At 70.4% G+C, this 16,900-nt stretch carries 14 protein-coding genes; 4 read left to right on the top strand and 10 right to left on the bottom strand.

Annotated elements, in window-relative coordinates; all coding sequences use genetic code 11:
- Positions 1 to 30 precede the first annotated feature (30 nt).
- The 3 genes from glmM to rplM all read right to left on the bottom strand — a co-directional run bounded on the left by glmM (position 31) and on the right by rplM (position 2,525).
- Positions 31 to 1,368, bottom strand: coding sequence for a phosphoglucosamine mutase (glmM, locus tag L3Q65_RS39865; protein WP_182894636.1), 1,338 nt, complete (start codon positions 1,366 to 1,368; stop codon positions 31 to 33).
- A gap of 204 nt (positions 1,369 to 1,572) precedes the next feature.
- Positions 1,573 to 2,061 (bottom strand): 30S ribosomal protein S9, encoded by a 489-nt coding sequence (gene rpsI / locus L3Q65_RS39860; RefSeq protein WP_009072362.1) that lies wholly within the window; start codon positions 2,059 to 2,061, stop codon positions 1,573 to 1,575.
- Between the two features lie 11 nt (positions 2,062 to 2,072).
- Complete coding sequence (gene rplM / locus L3Q65_RS39855; RefSeq protein ID WP_009072361.1) at positions 2,073 to 2,525, bottom strand: 50S ribosomal protein L13; 453 nt, start codon at positions 2,523 to 2,525, stop codon at positions 2,073 to 2,075.
- Positions 2,526 to 2,816: 291 nt separating this feature from the next.
- Between rplM and L3Q65_RS39850 the strand changes: the two genes are divergently transcribed.
- Positions 2,817 to 3,683, top strand: coding sequence for a hypothetical protein (locus L3Q65_RS39850; protein WP_237597962.1), 867 nt, complete (start codon positions 2,817 to 2,819; stop codon positions 3,681 to 3,683).
- 52 nt (positions 3,684 to 3,735) lie between these two features.
- Positions 3,736 to 4,425, top strand: a complete 690-nt coding sequence (locus L3Q65_RS39845; RefSeq protein WP_237597961.1) for a DUF4333 domain-containing protein — start codon at positions 3,736 to 3,738, stop codon at positions 4,423 to 4,425.
- A gap of 161 nt (positions 4,426 to 4,586) precedes the next feature.
- Here the strand turns inward: L3Q65_RS39845 and L3Q65_RS39840 are convergent, their stop codons facing one another.
- The 5 genes from L3Q65_RS39840 to eccCa form a co-directional block, all read right to left on the bottom strand.
- Positions 4,587 to 4,877 carry a WXG100 family type VII secretion target gene (locus tag L3Q65_RS39840; protein ID WP_182894638.1) on the bottom strand — a complete coding sequence of 97 codons (291 nt, stop codon included), beginning with the start codon at positions 4,875 to 4,877 and terminating at the stop codon, positions 4,587 to 4,589.
- Between the two features lie 64 nt (positions 4,878 to 4,941).
- Positions 4,942 to 5,265 (bottom strand): WXG100 family type VII secretion target, encoded by a 324-nt coding sequence (locus L3Q65_RS39835; protein WP_009072357.1) that lies wholly within the window; start codon positions 5,263 to 5,265, stop codon positions 4,942 to 4,944.
- 241 nt (positions 5,266 to 5,506) lie between these two features.
- Positions 5,507 to 5,866 (bottom strand): hypothetical protein, encoded by a 360-nt coding sequence (locus L3Q65_RS39830; protein ID WP_182894639.1) that lies wholly within the window; start codon positions 5,864 to 5,866, stop codon positions 5,507 to 5,509.
- 14 nt (positions 5,867 to 5,880) lie between these two features.
- Entirely contained in the window at positions 5,881 to 7,932 is a 2,052-nt protein-coding gene (locus L3Q65_RS39825) for a type VII secretion-associated protein (protein ID WP_182894640.1), read from the bottom strand.
- 40 nt (positions 7,933 to 7,972) lie between these two features.
- Positions 7,973 to 11,986, bottom strand: coding sequence for a type VII secretion protein EccCa (eccCa, locus tag L3Q65_RS39820; protein ID WP_182894641.1), 4,014 nt, complete (start codon positions 11,984 to 11,986; stop codon positions 7,973 to 7,975).
- A gap of 328 nt (positions 11,987 to 12,314) precedes the next feature.
- Between eccCa and eccD the strand changes: the two genes are divergently transcribed.
- Together eccD and L3Q65_RS39810 are read left to right on the top strand one after the other, a co-directional pair.
- Positions 12,315 to 13,715: a type VII secretion integral membrane protein EccD gene (gene eccD / locus L3Q65_RS39815; protein WP_182894642.1), complete on the top strand. Its 1,401-nt coding sequence runs from the start codon at positions 12,315 to 12,317 to the stop codon at positions 13,713 to 13,715.
- An 8-nt stretch (positions 13,716 to 13,723) separates the two neighbouring features.
- Positions 13,724 to 15,385, top strand: coding sequence for a S8 family serine peptidase (locus L3Q65_RS39810; RefSeq protein WP_182894643.1), 1,662 nt, complete (start codon positions 13,724 to 13,726; stop codon positions 15,383 to 15,385).
- Between the two features lie 172 nt (positions 15,386 to 15,557).
- Here the strand turns inward: L3Q65_RS39810 and L3Q65_RS39805 are convergent, their stop codons facing one another.
- Both L3Q65_RS39805 and L3Q65_RS39800 read right to left on the bottom strand, forming a co-directional pair.
- Entirely contained in the window at positions 15,558 to 16,583 is a 1,026-nt protein-coding gene (locus tag L3Q65_RS39805; RefSeq protein ID WP_237597960.1) for a WXG100 family type VII secretion target, read from the bottom strand.
- Positions 16,580 to 16,888 (bottom strand): hypothetical protein, encoded by a 309-nt coding sequence (locus L3Q65_RS39800; RefSeq protein ID WP_237597959.1) that lies wholly within the window; start codon positions 16,886 to 16,888, stop codon positions 16,580 to 16,582. The genes L3Q65_RS39805 and L3Q65_RS39800 overlap by 4 nt, the downstream gene beginning before the upstream one ends.
- Positions 16,889 to 16,900 lie beyond the last annotated feature (12 nt).

The raw sequence follows: 16,900 nt of genomic DNA, 5'->3' as shown, positions 1-16,900 counted from the left end.
ACGAGGGGCGCAGCGATTCGGGCAGTTCGGTCAGGAGACCGCCGACACGACCCCGGCCAGCCGGTCCGCCGCCGCCTGGGCGGTGGAATGGGCCGGGGCTTCGACCATCACCCGCACCAGTTGCTCGGTTCCCGACGGGCGCAGCAGGACGCGGCCTTCCTCGCCGAGTTCGGCTTCGACCTCGCCGACCGCGTCGCGGACCTCGGCCGAGCCCGCTACCGCCGCTTTGTCCGCGACCGGGACGTTGACCAGGACCTGTGGCAGCCGGTTCATCACCGCGGCCAGTTCGGCCAGCGGTTTGCCGGTGGCGGCCATCCGGGCCATCAGCCGCATCGCGGTCAGCAGGCCGTCGCCGGTCGTGGCGTGGGCGGGGAGCACCACGTGGCCGGACTGTTCGCCGCCCAGGGCCAGGCCCGAGGCGCGCAACTCCTCCAGCACGTAGCGGTCGCCCACCGCGGTCGTGACGACCGTGATGCCGTGGGCCTTCATCGCCAGGTGCAGGCCGAGGTTGCTCATCACGGTCGCGACCAGGGTGTCCTTCACCAGCGCGCCTTCTTCGGCCAGCGCCAGCGCCAGGACGGCCATGATCTGGTCGCCGTCCACCAGTTCGCCAGCGGCATCGACAGCGACACAGCGGTCGGCGTCTCCGTCGTGGCCGATGCCGAGGTCGGCACCGTGTTCGACGACTGCCGCGCGCAGCAGGTCGGGGTGGTTCGAGCCACAGCTGTCGTTGATGTTGATGCCGTCCGGCTCCGCGTGCAGGGCCACGACCTCGGCGCCGGCCCGGCGGTACGCCTCCGGCGCGGCCGCGGACGACGCGCCGTTCGCGCAGTCCACCACGACCTTCAGCCCGGTCAGCGGATGCGGCGTCGCGGCGACCAGGTGCTCGATGTACTTGTCGAGCGCGTCGGGGACGTCGGTGACGCGGCCGACGCCGTCGCCGGTCGGGCGGGTGACGCCGGTCGCGTCGAGGCCGGATTCGATCTCGTCCTCGATGCTGTCCGGCAGTTTGTGCCCGCCGGCGGCGAAGAGCTTGATGCCGTTGTCCGGCATGGGGTTGTGCGAGGCGGAGATCATCACGCCGAGGTCCGCCTCCAGCGCACCGACGAGGTACGCGACGGCGGGCGTCGGGAGGACGCCGAGCCGCAGGACGTCCGCACCGGCCGACGCGAGGCCCGCCACGACGGCGGCCTCCAGCATCTCGCCGCTGGCACGCGGGTCACGGCCGACCACGGCCACCGGACGGTGCGAACGGTCATGGGCCGCCAGCACCCGGGCGGCGCTCGCCGCGACCGACAGGGCCAGCTCCGGGGACAGGTCGGCATTGGCCAGACCGCGTACCCCGTCGGTGCCGAACAGTCGAGCCATCTCGACCTCCTTGTCTTGATTCACCAGCCTCGGGGCGCGCCCGGCCTCGACAAACCTAGCGCCGGGCCCGGCGGGGGTGATCCCCTGCCCTACCCCAAGACAGTCGTGCCAGTGGCGAAGAACGCATCATCAGGCCCGGAAAACGCCGGAAGCGCCCATCCGATGGACGGATGGGCGCTTCCAGGGTTGCGCCAGGCGCGGAAATCAGCGCTTGGAGTACTGCGGAGCCTTGCGGGCCTTCTTGAGGCCGTACTTCTTCCGCTCCGTGGCGCGCGCATCACGGGTCAGGAAGCCGGCCTTCTTGAGGGCCGGGCGGTCGTCGGCGTCGACCTCGACCAGCGCACGGGCGATGGCGAGACGCAGCGCGCCCGCCTGGCCCGAGATCCCGCCGCCCTTGAGGTTGGCGAAGATGTCGAAGGAGTCCGGCTTCTCGACGGTCACCAGCGGCTCGCGGATGAGCTGCTGGTGCACCTTGTTCGGGAAGTACTGCTCGAGCGACTTGCCGTTGAGCTTGAACTCACCGGTACCCGGCACGACGCGGACGCGGACCACGGCCTCCTTGCGGCGGCCGACCGTCTGCGCGTTGCCACCGGCGGCACGCGACGGGCGCGGGGCGGCGGCGGACTCGCTGGTCGCCACGGCCTCGGCGGGGGTCTCGGTCGAAGCGACGACCTCGGTCTCGGTGCTGGTCAACTGTTCCTCACTCACTGCGCGACCTGCGCGATCTTGGTGATCTCGCGCGCCTGCGGCTGCTGCGCGGCGTGCGGGTGCTGCGGGCCGGCGTACACCTTCAGCTTCTTGGCCATGGCGCGGCCGAGCTTGTTCTTCGGCAGCATGCCCTTGACCACCTTCTCCACGAGGTGCTCGGGCTTGGTGTCGAGCAGCTCGCCGAAGGAGCGCTTCCGCAGACCGCCGGGGTAACCGCTGTGCCGGTACGCGAACTTCTGCTCGCGCTTGTTACCGGTGAGAGCGACCTTCTCGGCGTTGACGATGATGACGAAGTCACCGGTGTCCACGTGCGGGGCGTAGGTCGGCTTGTGCTTGCCGCGCAGCAGCGTGGCGACCTCGGTCGCGAGCCGTCCGAGCACGACATCCTCGGCGTCGATCACGTGCCAGGCACGAGTGACGTCGCCGGGCTTGGGGCTGTACGTGGGCAAGGGTCTACCTCGTCGTCATTGCGTGTGGGTAATGTGCGGGCCGAGCGCTGACGCGCCGCAACGCACAACGACATATGAAGATACCCCTGTGGTCCCGCCTGTTGTGCAGCGGGGGTGCGAAGACGCCTCGTCGGCCGGTCACAGCGTACCCGACCGGTTCCCGGAACCACCACGCCGCCGCGCGGGTCGTAGCAGGATGAGACGATTCCGACGCGCGGCCGCGCGAGCACGACGAGCATCTGGGGACAGCAGTTGAAGACACGAGCGAGGACGACCCGACCCGCACGGACGGTGTGCGCCGCCGTCGCTGTGCTGGCACTCGCGACGGCCTGCGGGCAGGCCCGCGCCGGAACCGCGCTGCCCGACGGCGACCAGGCCGCCGCGTACGTCGGCGCGAAGTTCGAGAAGGCCATGTCGAAGCTCGCGGACACGATCGTCGAGCCGCGCAATGTGACCAACTCCGCTGACCGGTACTTCAAGTTCGACGACAAGTACCTGCACAACATCGTCACCTCCGCGCGCACCGGCAGCCCGGAAAGCCGCATCGTGCACAACCGGTCGCAGAAGAACCCCAACGAGTTCCTCGACTCGTTCACCCCGGCCGACGGCGCCGTCGAGTACCTCTACCTCGGCCCGGCCTACAAAACGCTCGCGCCTACGCCGTGGGTCTCGATGCCCAAGCCGGAGGCCGGGCTCGTCCAGCCGTGCGCGTGGGGCGGGGTGCAGATCGCGTGCAAGATGGGCGACGCGGTCGACAGCGCGTACAAGGCGGACAAGAAAGCGCTGCGCGGCGCGAAGAGCTCCGCGGACGGCACCGAGCAGCTGACCGTGAACGTGCCGTTCCCGATCTTCCTCGACCGGCGCGTCGAACTGCTCCCGGACAAGGTGCTCAACCAGGTCGGGCCGGAACTGCGCAAGGCCGTCGTGCCGAGCACGATCACGCTCAAGCCGGACGGTTCGCTCGCCGCGTTCACCATGGGAGCCAAGTTCGAGGGCGACGGGCACAAGGTCGAACTGCGCTACGAGTTCAAGTTCACCGGAGAGGCCACCTCCTCGGACCTGCCGACGGTGCCGGACGCCTCGCAGGTCACCGTCCTCGCGGACGACGCGGCCAAACAGGACTTCTACCGCAGGCTCGGCGAACTGCAGGGGCGCTGATGCGCGCCGTTGCGCCGACCCCCGCGCCGACCGACCTCCGAGGTGAGCACCGATGACCCAGCCTCCCGACCAGCACCCGCAAGGGCAGCCGCAGTGGTGGCAGCCGGGGACGAACACGCCGCAGCAGCAGCCGGGCTACCCGTCCGAAGCGGACAGCTCCGGCTGGCAGGGCGGCCAGTGGGCGCAACCTCCGGCGCAGCAACAGTTTCCGCGGGCTCAGCATCCACCGGCGCAGTATCCGCAGCAGGGTTACCCGGCCCAGCCCTACGGTCAGCCGCAGAGCCAGCCGACGCCCGCGCCGTACGGCGGCCCCGGCCAGGCGCCCAGTCAGCCGACCCCAGTACAGCCGGGAAACCCTTACGGCGGCGGGTTCCAGCCGTCCGAGTACGGCGGTCTTGGCGCGTTTTCCTCAGCCAAGCCAGGGAAACCGCGGTCGAAGAAACCGTTCCTGATCGCGGTGGCTGTCGTGGTGGTGCTGGCTGCCGCGGCCGGGATCTCGTGGGCGACCGGAGTGTTCGCCGGGGACACGCTCGACCAGAAGTCGTTGCAGGAGGGCGTTTCCCGGGTTCTCAACGAGAACTACGGCGAGCCGGACGTGAAAAACGTCGCGTGCCCGTCGGGACAGACGATCGACAACGGCACCACCTTCGACTGCACCGTGCAGGTCGGCGGCCAGCCGAAGAAGGTGACCGTGCGGGTGCTCAACGACAAGCCGGAATATTCTGTCGGCGCACCGCACTGATCACCGGAGTTTCAGCGGAGGCGGCGGCCGTTCGCACGCTTACCGGCTAGCCAGAATATTCCGTCGGTGCCCCGCGCTCCCCCCGAAAAGCCTCTCCAGAAAACGAAAACGGCGGGCCGGCACCCGAAGGTGCCTGGCCCGCCGTGGTTTCGGAGCTTGGCTCAGAACAGGTTCTGCACCGAGCGGTCCGTCGCCTGGTAGCCGTCCGCGATCTGCGGCAGCACGGCGGCGATCTGCGCCAGAAGCTGGGTGAACTCGTCGAACTTCTGGTCCCACTCGTTCTGCGCCTGGATGTACTGGTCCTTCGCTTCACCGGTCCAGCTGTGGGTCAGCGGGTTGAGGTCGCTCTTCAGGTTGTCGAAGAGGGTCTTCAGCTCGCCGCCGGTGGCGGTGCAGTCCTCAGCGGCGCGGTGGATGGTACCCGGATCAACAACAATGCGGCCGTCAGGCATGTCGAACTCCCGTCAGAAGAAAGAATGAAAGATGAAGGCGAATCTGGTACGGAAAAGAACTGGATCAGCCGAGAACGCCGAAGCCCTTGTTGAGCGAGTTGATGTGCTCGTGCTGAGCCGCCTCGCTCTTGGCGTAGGTGGATCCCGCTTCCTGGAGCAGCTCACCGATGCGGTGCAGCGCGTCGTTCAGGCCGCGACCGCAGTCGTCAAAGCGGCGCATGACGTTGTCGAAGGCACGCTGGGCGTCGCCTTCCCAGCCCGCGCGGGTCGCTTCGATGTTGGAGCGCAGGTCGCTCAGGTTCTTGTTCATCCGGCTGGTCGCGTCGACGACGCGCCCTTCCGCCGCGGTGAATTCCTTCGGATCCCCAGTGAAACCGCCAGCAGCCATGGGAGCTACCCCCTTCGTCAGTGGTTGTGCGCGCCGGCTGGTGTTTCCGGCACTGCACCTACGACGAAGACATTGCCAGTTCGGTTCACACTTGTCGCGACTTCTTCGCAAGTAGTTGCTTGCGTGAACGCGCCATCGGGGAACCGCCCGGCAACGGCCGGGTTAACGGCTTACTGATGACCACGAAAAAACCTTGTCCACCAGCGTGGTTAGCACACGCACAGCCGGTTCCCGGGAATTTTCAGGAGCCCCGGCTCATGATTCGCGACTGCGAAAAGTCCTCGTCCTCTTCACCCGTCCGTGTCTGTTCGGGCGAAATCTCGGGACGAACGGGAACCGGCTCGGGCGCCACGGGCTCGGCGGGCATCGGCAATCCGCGGGCCGCGCGGAACCGCCGGGCGGCCCCGCGCAACGCGGACGGCGCGGGTTCCGCGGCGCCGGAAAGCCGCCGCCTGCCGAACTCCTTCAGCAATTCCCGGTTTTCGCTGCGATGCCGTTCGCTGCGCGCGAGCGCGGTGCCCGCGACGCGGCGCGAGAAGGTGACGGCGTCCTGTCCCGCTCGGGTGAAGGCCGCCGGCGCGGATTCCGGTTCGGACGGCACAGGCGCTCGCTCCTTCAGCTGGTGATCTTCAGCGTGCGCACCACTTGCTCGCACGCGGCGTCGACGCGCTGCTGCACCGCGGGTGATTGGTACTGGCAGCCGACGTGCACGCGGATCCGCCCCTGCACGAGCACATACCAGCGGACGGTAATCCGTTCCGGTTTGCTCTCGACGTAGCCGATCACGTTCCGGCCACCGTAAGTCAGATCGGGGCTGAACGCAGTGTAGTTCGCGTTTCCGCTGACCCCGGACCGCAAAGCGTCGACGAGTTTCTGCCGGTCGGCCGTCGCGTCGTAGTCCATCACGAACTCCTGCGCGAGCACGAGATCGTTGCCTTTGTCGGCGTCCTGCGGATGCAGGATGACCTGCCGGTCGGCGACCTCGTCGGTGGTCTGGACCCAGTCGCTCGGCGCGACGAGGCTGAAGTCGTATTGGGAGAACGAACGGCCTTGTTCCGAGCTGTCCCCGCTGCTGACGAAGTACCCGACTCCGCCCGCGATCAGCGCCACGACCGCCACCGCCGCGGTGATCAACCACAGCCGACGGCGTTTCTTCGCCTTCCCGCCGGAGTCGCCCGGCGCGTCCGCGCTGGGAACGGCGAACGCCCCGTTCCCGGAACCGTTCTGCCCCAAGGAGTTCTTGCCCGGTCCGGTCTGCAATGGACTCGGACCGGCGGGCGCCGCGACGCCGAACGGCGCGCTCTGCGGTCCCCTGGCCGGATCGGCGGACGAGAACCCGCGCGGCGGCAATGGCTGCGCCGGAGCGTTCCGCGGCGGCGCGTTCAGTGCGTTCGGCAAATTCGGCGCATTCGGCGCCGGAGGCGGACCGCGGCGGATCGGCGCGTCCCCGCGGACGATCTCGGTGCGGTGCTCGGATTGTCCCGGGATCGACGAACCGGGCAGCACGCCGGTGCGGTCCGGTTCCAGCAGCACCGCACGGAGCGCGCCGCGGGCCACGACCGTCTCCGGCTGGTCCAGGCTCGTCGGCACCACGCCGGTGCGCTCGTGCACGAGCCGGGAGATCATCGGGATCCGGCTCGAACCGCCGACGAGGAAGATCGCCGCGAGCTGCTTCGGACGCAGGCCGGAATCCGCGATCGCGGCGCTGGTCAGCTCGACCACCCGGCCGAGCGGAGCCCCGATCAGCCGTTCCAGGTCCACCCGCGTCACGTGCGCGTCCGCGAACGGCGGCGGCAACGGCACATCGGTGTACGTGTGCCGCGACAGCGTTTCCTTCGCGCCGCGGACGTCCTGGCGCAGCACCCGGCGCCGCCGGCGCTCAGCCAGCTCGCGGCCCTCGACGAGTTGCTGCCACGCCTGCGGATCGGTGCCGGACACCAGCGACCCGACGTGCTCCAGCAACGCCTGGTCGATGTCGGCCCCGCCGAAGCTCGGATCTCCTCGCGTGGCCAGCACCTGGAACCCGCCCCGCTGCGGCGGCGCACCCGGCACTCGGGCCGCGCGCGCGGCCTCCGGCGACCGCTGGACGACGCTGACGTCTACCGTGCCGCCGCCGAGATCGAGCACCGCCAGTGCGTCGCCAGGACGGCCGGAGAACTCGACCGTCCGACCGCCCGGCGAGACCTCCGGGGCGAAGGTGGCCGCGTGGTACACCGCCGCGGCCACCGGTTCCGGCACCAGCGCCACCTCGCGCGCCAGCCTGCCCGCGGCCTGGCGCAGCAGCCGGGTGCGGATCGCGCCCCAGTCCGCCGGGTGGGTGAGCACCAGCAGATCCACCTCGACGTCGCCCGCGACGCGCCGCGCCTCGGCGACCGCCCGGTCCAGCACGGCGTGCACGACGTCGATGACCCGCAGCACCGAATCGCCGAGCAGCAGATCGCCCTCGTCGATCCGCCGCTTCGGATTCGGCTCGTACCGCGACGGGTCGACGGCAGCCTGCCGCTCGGCCTCCTGGCCGACGAACAGGGTGCCGTCGGACGCCGCGTACACCGCCGACGACATCAGCGGCTGCCCGTCGATCACCACGACCTGCGGCTCGCGGCCGTTGACCGACAAGACGACGCAGGTGCTCGAGGTCCCGAAGTCGACCGCGACCCGCACCGTCACCGGGCACCCCTTCCGTCAGCCGCGACGGCTCCCCGGTCGGTCAGTCGGGCTGGATCCACGACACCTGCACGAGCTGCTTCCCGTTCTTGCGGCTCAGCATGTTGCCCCGGCCCGGAGGCATGGCGCTCGGCCGGATGTTGCCGATCAGGTTGCCCTCGTCGCGAGAACCGTTCATCACCATGCCGGTGGCCGCGAGCTCCTTGAGCTTGCCGATGACCGGGTCGTACGCCGCCCGCGACGCACCACCGGTGCGCCGGACCACGATCAAGTGCAGGCCGACGTCCTTCGCCTGGGCGAGGAACTCCGACAGCGGCTTGAGCGGGTTGGTGGACTGCGTCGCCACCAGGTCGTAGTCGTCGACGAGGACGAACAGCTCCGGACCGGTCCACCAGGACCGGGTCTTCAGCTGTTCCTGGGTGACGTCCGGACCCGGCAGCCGCCGCGTCATCGACCCGTGCACGTCCTGGACCATGCTGTCCAGCTGCGCCGACGACACGGCGTAGCCGAGCAGCGAATCGCCCTCCAGGAACCCGAGCATCGTGCGCCGGTAGTCGACCAGCAGGATCACGGCCTCCTGCGGCGTGTAGCGCTCGGTGATGCCGCGCGCGATCTGCCGCAGCAGGTTCGTCTTGCCGGACTCGCCGTCGGCGAACGCGAAGAAGTGCGGGTCCGCGTCGAAGTCCAGGTAGATCGGCTGCAGGTCTTCCTCGTTGACGCCGATCGGGACGAGCTTCGTGTCCCGCTTCTGGTCGATCCGCAGGACCTCTTCGTAGGTGATCATCTCCGGCAGCAGACGCACCTGCGGAGCCACCCGGCCGCGCCACGCGCCGCGGATCTTCGCGACCGCGTCCGCGACGCCCGCCGCGACCGTCTCCGGATCGCTCGACCCGTCGATCCGCGGCAGACCGGTGAGCAGGTGCAGCTTGTCCCGGGTGAGGCCGCGTCCCGGCCGGCCTGCCGGGACGTTGACCGCGATCCGGCGGTCCATTTCGGACTCCGTCGGGTCACCGAGGCGCAGCTCGAACCGCGTGCCGAGCATGTCCTTGATCGCGGGCCGCAGGTCGGCCCACCGGTTCGCCGAGATGATCACGTGCACGCCGTAGGCCAGACCCTGCGTGGCCAGCCGCGTGATCGACGTCTCCAGCTCCTCGAAGTCGTCGCGCAGCGCCCGCCAGTTGTCCACGATCAGGAACGCGTCGCCGAACGCGTCCTGCTCCGGCGTGATCTCGCCGCGGCGCTTCCGGTTGCGGAACTCCGTCATCGAGTCGACGCCCAGCGCGCCGAACCGGCCTTCGCGCTCGGTCAGCAGCGTGGTCAGCTCGGCCACGATCCGGCGCGCCTTGTCCGGCTCGCGCCGCGCCACCGCGACCCCGCCGACGTGCGGAAGGTCCGCGAGACCGGCGAGGGTACCGCCACCGAGGTCGAGGCAGTAGAACTGCGCTTCCTCGGGGGTGTGGGTGAGCGCCATCGACATGATCAGCGTCCGGAGCATCGTCGACTTGCCCGACTGCGGGCCGCCCGCGATGACACCGTGGCCCTGCGCACCGGAGAAGTCCGCCCACAGCAGGTCGCGCCGCTGCTCGTACGGCCGGTCGACGATGCCCATCGGCACCTGCAGCCTGCCGTTGCCGAAGAACCCGACCGGGGACAGACCGCGGTCGTCGGTGGGGTTGAGGTTCGGCAGCATCGTGTCGAGCGAGTTCGGCTCGTTCAACGGCGGCAGCCACACCTCGTGCGCCGGCGGGCCCTGCCCGACCAGGCGGCCGACGATGACGTCCAACTCGCTGGGCTCGACAGCTTCTTCGGACTCCTGCTGTTTCGGAGCCTCTTCCTCGACGACCGGTTCCGGCTCGGGTTCCTTCGGCAGTTCCACGAAGTCCGGCACGAACAGCTGCGGCCGCTTGTCCGCACGCACCACCGTGGCGGCCGGACCGGCCGCCTTGATGCCCGCGGGCCGGTACGGGCCCGAAACGTAGGAGGCCTTGAACCGCACCAGGGTCGAGGTGTCGTACTTCAGGTAACCGCCACCGGGGACCGACGGCAGTTCGAACGCGTCCGGCACGCCGATCGCCGCGCGGGATTCCGCCGCGGAGAACGTCTTCAGGCCGATCCGGTACGACAGGTGGGAGTCGAGACCGCGCAGCTTGCCCTCTTCCAGCCGCTGCGACGCGAGAAGCATGTGCATCTGCAGCGACCGGCCCAGCCGGCCGATGGCGACGAACAGGTCGATGAAGTCCGGCTTCGCCGCCAGCAGTTCGGAGAACTCGTCACAGACGATGAACAGCGCGGGCAGCGGGTCGAGGTCGGCGCCGTTCTCGCGGGCCTTCTCGTACTCCCAGACGTTCTTGAAGTTACCGCCGTTTTTCAGCGCTTCCTGGCGGCGGTTCATCTCGCCGGCCAGCGCGTCCTTCATGCGGTCGACCAGCGTGACCTCGTCCGCGAGGTTGGTGATGACCGCGGACACGTGCGGGGCCTTGTCCAGGCCCAGGAACGTCGCACCACCCTTGAAGTCGACGAGGACGAAGTTCAGCGTGCTCGACGAGTGCGTGGCCAGCATGCCCAGCACCAGCGTGCGGAGGAACTCCGACTTGCCGGAACCGGTCGCGCCGATGCACAGGCCGTGCGGGCCCATGCCCTCCGCCGCGGCTTCCTTGATGTCCAGTTCCACCGGCTGGCCGTACTCGCCGACGCCGAACGGGACGCGGTAGCGGTCGCGGATCGGCCGGGGCCGCCACGCCTGCTGGACGTCGAACGTCATCGGGTCGCCGGGGATGCCGAGCAGTTCCAGCAGCGACGGGTTGGACAGCAGCGGCTCTTCCTCGCTGACGTCAGCTCCGCCGCCCCCGCCGACGCGGTACGGCGCGATGAGCCGGGCCAGCGCCTCGACCTCCACGACCGACAGCGAGTCCGGACGGCCGAACCACTCGACCCCGCCGGCGCTGCGCGCGCCGAGCCGCTCCTCCTCGACCACGAGCCGCAGGCCGCGCCGCGCGGCGAGGTTGCCGATCGAATCGGAAAGGTCGACCAGGGTGACCCCGACCAGGCCCTCCTCGAGGATGATCTGCTCCTCGCGGGTGACCTCGGCGTCGTCGATGATGATCACGACGTGCGGCTGGTCCGGCGCGGGCGTCGCGTTCCGGGAGAACCGCTGCCGGTCGCGCAGCTCCTCGTCCAGCCAGTCCTCGATCTGCTTGAGCGAGCCCGCCATCATGCGCAGCTGGCCGATGCCGTCCGACAGCGTGGGGTGCTGGGTGTGCGGGAGCCACTTGGCCCACTCCCACTCCTCCTTCGCCCGGCCCGCGGTCGCGACCGCGATCATCACGTCGTCCGGGCTGTGGAAAGCCACCAGCTGGGCCAGCATCGCGCGGGTCAGCGCCCGGGTGCGGTGGCGCTCGCCCTGCATGCTGACCGCCGCGAACCCGCGGAGGGTGATCTGGGTGGGCAGGTCCGGCACGATCGAGTGCGCGCGCACGAACCGGCGCAGCGCGAGCGTGGCGATCGGCTCCAGTTCGTCCACCGGGCCGGTCTGGGGCGGGACCAGCCGGGTGGCGAGACGGTGCGAGCTCCGGCCGACGCGCAGGTGCAGGAAGTCCTGGTCGTTCTGCCTGCGCTCCCACATCCGGCGGCTGGCCGCGAGCGACCACAGCGACTGCGGATCCGGGTGCACCCATTCGAGCGCGGCGCGCTGGTCGACCATCGCCTCCCGGGCACGGTCGCGCATCTGGCCGAGATACCGCAGGTAGTCCTTGCGGTCCTCGTCCATCTCGGCCTTCTTCTGGCCACCGCCCTTGCCGCCGCCTCCGGCGAGCATGCCGACGGTGCCCATCAGCATCATGCCGCTCATCATGATCGTGGTCGGGTTTTTCCCGCCCATGGTGAACATGAAAACCATCATCCCGAGCGACGCGAAGATCATCACGCCCGGAATCGCCTTGGCGACGATGTTGCCCGGGATCGTGCGGGGCACCTCGGGCGGCGGCTCGAGATGCACCTCGCCGCCGGGCGGGCGCGGCGCGGCCAGCCGCGGCGACTTCTTGAACTGCAGCGTGCTCATCTCGAAGGACCCCTCTATTCCTGCTCGACGCCTGCACCCGGGTGCGCGGGACAACCTATCGAACGTCGCCCCGGAAATCCGGCCAACTCCAGGATCGGCACCTCGCACCCCCTCCGCGGGCCCCGGCGGGACCCGTCCTCCGACTGCGCCCGAGTGTAAGGACCGCCACCGACAGTTATCGGACCAGGCGGACGAACCCGCTGGTCGATCTGGCCCAACCCGGCCTGGACGGGTACTTTCGCCGATGATTTGCGGAGACGCGCTGAAACCTGTCACCAGGTTCGGTATAAGTTCCCCCGGGAGCTGACTCTTCAGAGCGGGGGATCTAGTGGCAACGGGCACGACGGTATTCAGCAGGGTCACGGTGGTCGCACCGACGACACGCATCGACGTCGCGCTTCCGGCCGACGTGGCGGTGGCCGACCTGCTGCCCATGCTTCTGGAGATGGCCAAGGAGGTCACTCCGGACGGCGGGGCCCGGCACGGCGGATGGGCGCTGGCCAAGCTCGGCGACGCCCCGCTCGACCCGAGCCGGACGCTCGCGTCCCTCGGCGTGGTCGACGGCGAGCTGCTGCAGCTGCGCAAGCGCAACGAGAACCCGCCGCCGCCGATGTACGACGACGTGGTCGACGCGATCGCGGAGTCCGATCCGGACACCTTCCGTCCGTGGACCAAGGAAACCGCGCGCCGGTTCGGCCACGCGGCGGGCGGGCTCGCCCTGTTCTTCTCCGCGCTGGCCCTGTTCTTCAGCGGTTCCCTCTACGGCGGTTCCGCGCTCGGCCCGGCGATCGCGGGCGGCCTCGGCGCCATCGCCTGCGTCGCGGTCGGCGCCACGCTCGCCAAGGCCTACCAGGCCGAGGCCACCGGCGTGCTGATCGCCTCCGCGGGCGGCCTTCCGCTGGCGTTCGTGAGCGGGTTCTACATCGTGCCCGGACTGTCGGTGCGGGCGAACCTGCTGCTCGGCGCGGTGCTGGTGCTGATCGTCTCCGCGGTCTGCATCCTCGTGGTCGGCGCGGGCATCCGGGTGTTCATCGCCACCGCCACCGCGGGCGTGTTCGGCGCGCTCGCCTTCCTCGTCGCGACGCTCGTGACGAGCGCCGACACCTCGTCGGTCGCGGCGGGCACGGTCGCCGTCGCGCTGGGCTGCATCTCCTTCCTGCCGCGCGCCACCATCTGGCTCGCCAAGCTGCCGCTGCCGTACGTGCCGAGCACCGCCGAGGAGCTGAAGGAAGACTCCGGCTTCCCGGACTACCAGGCGATCGAGCAGCGCACCGCGGTCGCGCACGACTACATGACCGGCCTGATGATCGGCTGCGGGGCCACGACGGCCGTCGCGGCGGTCCTCGCGGCCACCGCGCCGAACGTCTTCGGCATCATTCTCGGCGTCGTCGCCACGCTGGTCCTGCTGCTGCGCGCCCGTGCCTACGCCAACGGCGCGCAGGCCATCGCGCTGCTCACCACCGGCATGGTCGCCGGGGCGGGCATCCTGCTCGGCTGGCTGTTCTTCTCCGCCACCGCGGAGCAGCGGCTGCTGTACGTCTTCGGCGCGCTGATCCTGATCGCCGCGGCCGCTCTCGTGGTCGGCGTGATCTTCCCGGACCAGCGCTTCTCGCCGCCGCTGCGGCGCACCGTGGAAATCATCGAGGCGATCTGCATCGCCGTGGTGCTGCCGCTCGCCCTCGGCGTGATGGACCTCTACTCGACGCTGCGCCACCTCAACCTCAAGTGAGCCGCGCGATGGGCTCCCGACGTACTTTCTCCCGCAGGCTCGGCGTTCCCGGCCGGGCCGGGGTGGCGTTGTTCGCCGCCGGGCTCGGGCTGATGTCGCCGTTCGCCGCCGCTCCGGCGTCGGCGCAGACGGCGGACGCGCCCGCGGGCACCTGGGCCACCCCGCCGCCGCTGGGTCCCGGCGACGCGCCGCCCGCCGACAGCGGCCACCCGGACACCACGTACAAGAAGAAAAACGAATGCGTCCAGCGCAGTCTCGGGCAGGACGTCAAGATCAACTTCCGCCCGTGGGGCCAGGACTACCTGCAGCTGGACCGGGCGCAGCAGATCGTCCGCGCGGCGACCGGATCCGTCGGCGGCAACCAGAAGGTCGCGGTGATCGACACCGGCGTCACGCCGCATCCGTGGTTCCAGGACCGGGTGGAGAGCGGCGGGGACTACGTCGCCACGCCGGACAACGGCGCGCAGCCGGGAATGCAGGACTGTGACGGCCACGGCACCGAGGTCGCCGGGATCATCGCGGGCAACCCGAAGGATCCGCAGGTCGGCTTCATCGGCGTGGCCCCGGACGCGCGCATCGTGTCCTACCGCCAGCTGAGCGAGAACTACGCCAAGGACGACAGCCCGCAGCAGCCATCGGCTCCCCCGTCCGGCGGGACCGGCGCACCGCCGTCGGGCGGTGAGAGCCAGCAGCCCCCGGCTGGCGGCAGCAGCAACAGCCAGTTGCCCCCGTCCTCGGGCGGCGGCACCGGCAGCGGCAGCGGCACCGCGCCCCAGCAGGACAACAAGGGCGACAGCCGGGATCTGGCGAAGCAAGGCACCGCGGGCACGCTGAACACGCTCGCGCAGATCATCCGCGGCATCGCCGACACTCACCGCGCCGGCGTGATCAACATGTCGGTCGACCACTGCCGTCCGGGCACCGCGCCCGGCGACATCCAGGAGGGCGAGCGCAAGGTACAGGCCGCGGTGCGTTACGCGGCCGACAACGACATCGTGGTCGTCGCGGCCGCGGGCAACGTCTCGGAAAACTGCCCGCAGAACGACCAGGCCGACCCGAACAAGCCGAAGTCGATCGTCACCCCGCCGTGGTTCTCCGACGACGTGCTCTCCGTCGGGGCCATCCAGGAGGACGGCGGCGTCGCGCCGTTCAGCGTGCACGGCCCGTGGGTCGGCGTCGCCGCGCCGGGCACCAAGATCGTGTCGCTCGACCCGGCGGAGCATTCGAACGGACTCGCGAACCTCACCATCGCGAACGGCAACCCGTCGCCGATCCAGGGCACCAGCTTCGCCGCGCCGTACGTGGCGGGCGTCGCCGCGCTGGTCCGCTCGATGTTCCCGCACATGAAGGCGCGCGACGTGGTGAAGCGGCTCAAGGCGACCGCGCAGCACCCGGCCGCTCCTGGCGGGCGCGACAACTTCGTCGGCTACGGCGTGATCGACCCGGTGGCCGCGCTCACCGCGAACCTGCCGGGCGACACCGGCAACCTGTCGCTGCCGAAGCCGGTGGTGCAGGAGGCCAAGCTGCCGCCTGCCGACGGCATCAGCTCGACCCCGATGATCGTCGCGCTCGCCGGCACCGGCGGCGGGGTGGCGGCGCTGCTGATCACGCTGTTCGTGATGCACACGATCCGGCGGAACCGCGCCAGATCGTCGCCCCCGACGAAATAGGCACCCTGCACCTCGGTGCTCGGCCTGTCAGCTCAAGTCGCTGACCTTGCACCGGTGCCAGAAAAGGGGCCGCTTCCCGCGATCGCAGCGGGGAGCGGCCCTTTTTTGCGGACCGGGTTCCAGGCCCGCAAAAGGCCGCTCACCGCTGATGTCGCGGCGGCGGCCTCCCAGGTCACTTTCCGGGTTTCGACGGCTTCCCGTCCTTCTCCGGCCGCCGCGCGGGCGGGTCCTGGCCGATCACCGGCGGCGTCACCTGCGCGGGCTCGCCGAAGATCTCGGACGTCTTCGCCGCCGTGCGCTGCCGCGGCTTGTGCTGCGAACTGCCGCCGCCACCGCCTCCGCCGCCCATTCCGGCGAAGCCCATCATCGGCATCATCGACGTGCCCGAGCCCTGGTTCGCCGCCGCGGGCTGCGCGGCCGGGGCGACCGGCTCGACGGGCGGGACGCCCGCCTGGCCTTGCTCCAGCCGCGGGTCGGCACCGGTTTCCTTGCCCTGATGGGAATTCTCCGCGGCGGACGGGCTCACCGAATCGTCCGAAGAGGACGCCGAAGAGGCCACAGTGGACTCCCCGGCAGCGGCCGGACCGGTTCCCGCGGGTGCGTCGGCGTCGTGCAGCCGGAACTGCTGCGCCGGATAGTGGTGCCGCAGTTCGATGCTCGACGGGCTCCCGGCCGGTGCGTCCACTCCGGAGCACAACCGGCCGAACTCGCGCAGGACGTCCTCCGCGGCCTCGTGCAAGGACTTCAGCGACTGCTCGGTCTCCCGCATCTGCGACCGCGCCCGGGAGGCGCCGCCCTTGGGCAGCATCGCCGATTCGGACAGCAGATCAGCCGCGTCGACCAGCACCTCCTCCGCCGCGCCGGTGATCTTGCGCAGCGATTCGGTGAGCTGGTCGATCGAGTCGGCGAGCGCGTCGAGCGCGTCCTCCGCGCCTTCGCTCGCGGCGCGGATTTCACCCAGATAGGCGACAAACGCGTCCGCGTCGGGACCGGACCACGACGCGTCGATCCGGCCGAGGTCCTCCGCGAGGTCCGTGGACACCCTCGCCGCCGTGCGGGCCGCGGCGCGCAGGCTCTCGGCCTCCGCGTCCAGCTCCTCCCAACGGCCGGTAAGCGGCCGGTAGTAGGCGGCGACCGGATCGGTCACGCCGAGCTCGCGGGCGAGCTCGGCCACGTACGCCAAAGACGGCTCCGTCACGAGATCCTCCCGGCGCGCTCGATCCGCTCGGCCGCGTCGGCGTCCCGCTCGGCGTGGCCGGTGGTGAGCTGCTCCAGCGCCGCGGTGACCGACCGCAGTGCGGCCACCCCGGCGGTGAGCTGGCCGCGCAACGCCTGCGAGGCCTGTGCGTACGACTCCGGCACGCCCAGCCGCGCGGCCGCCTCGCCGTACGCCTCGGCGGTGGTCGTTCCCGCGCCCACCTCGCCCGCGGCGGCCTCCAGTTCGTCGGCCGCCCGCGCGACTTTGGCCGCGTAGCCGCCGACGACCGCGCCGTCGATCCGCACGGCGCTTGTTCC

Source organism: Amycolatopsis sp. FU40, assembly GCF_021903635.1.
GTDB classification, from domain to species: domain Bacteria; phylum Actinomycetota; class Actinomycetes; order Mycobacteriales; family Pseudonocardiaceae; genus Amycolatopsis; species Amycolatopsis dendrobii.
The sequence above is the reverse complement of the archived record's forward strand: the minus strand, read 5'-3'. Positions and strand labels throughout refer to the sequence as shown.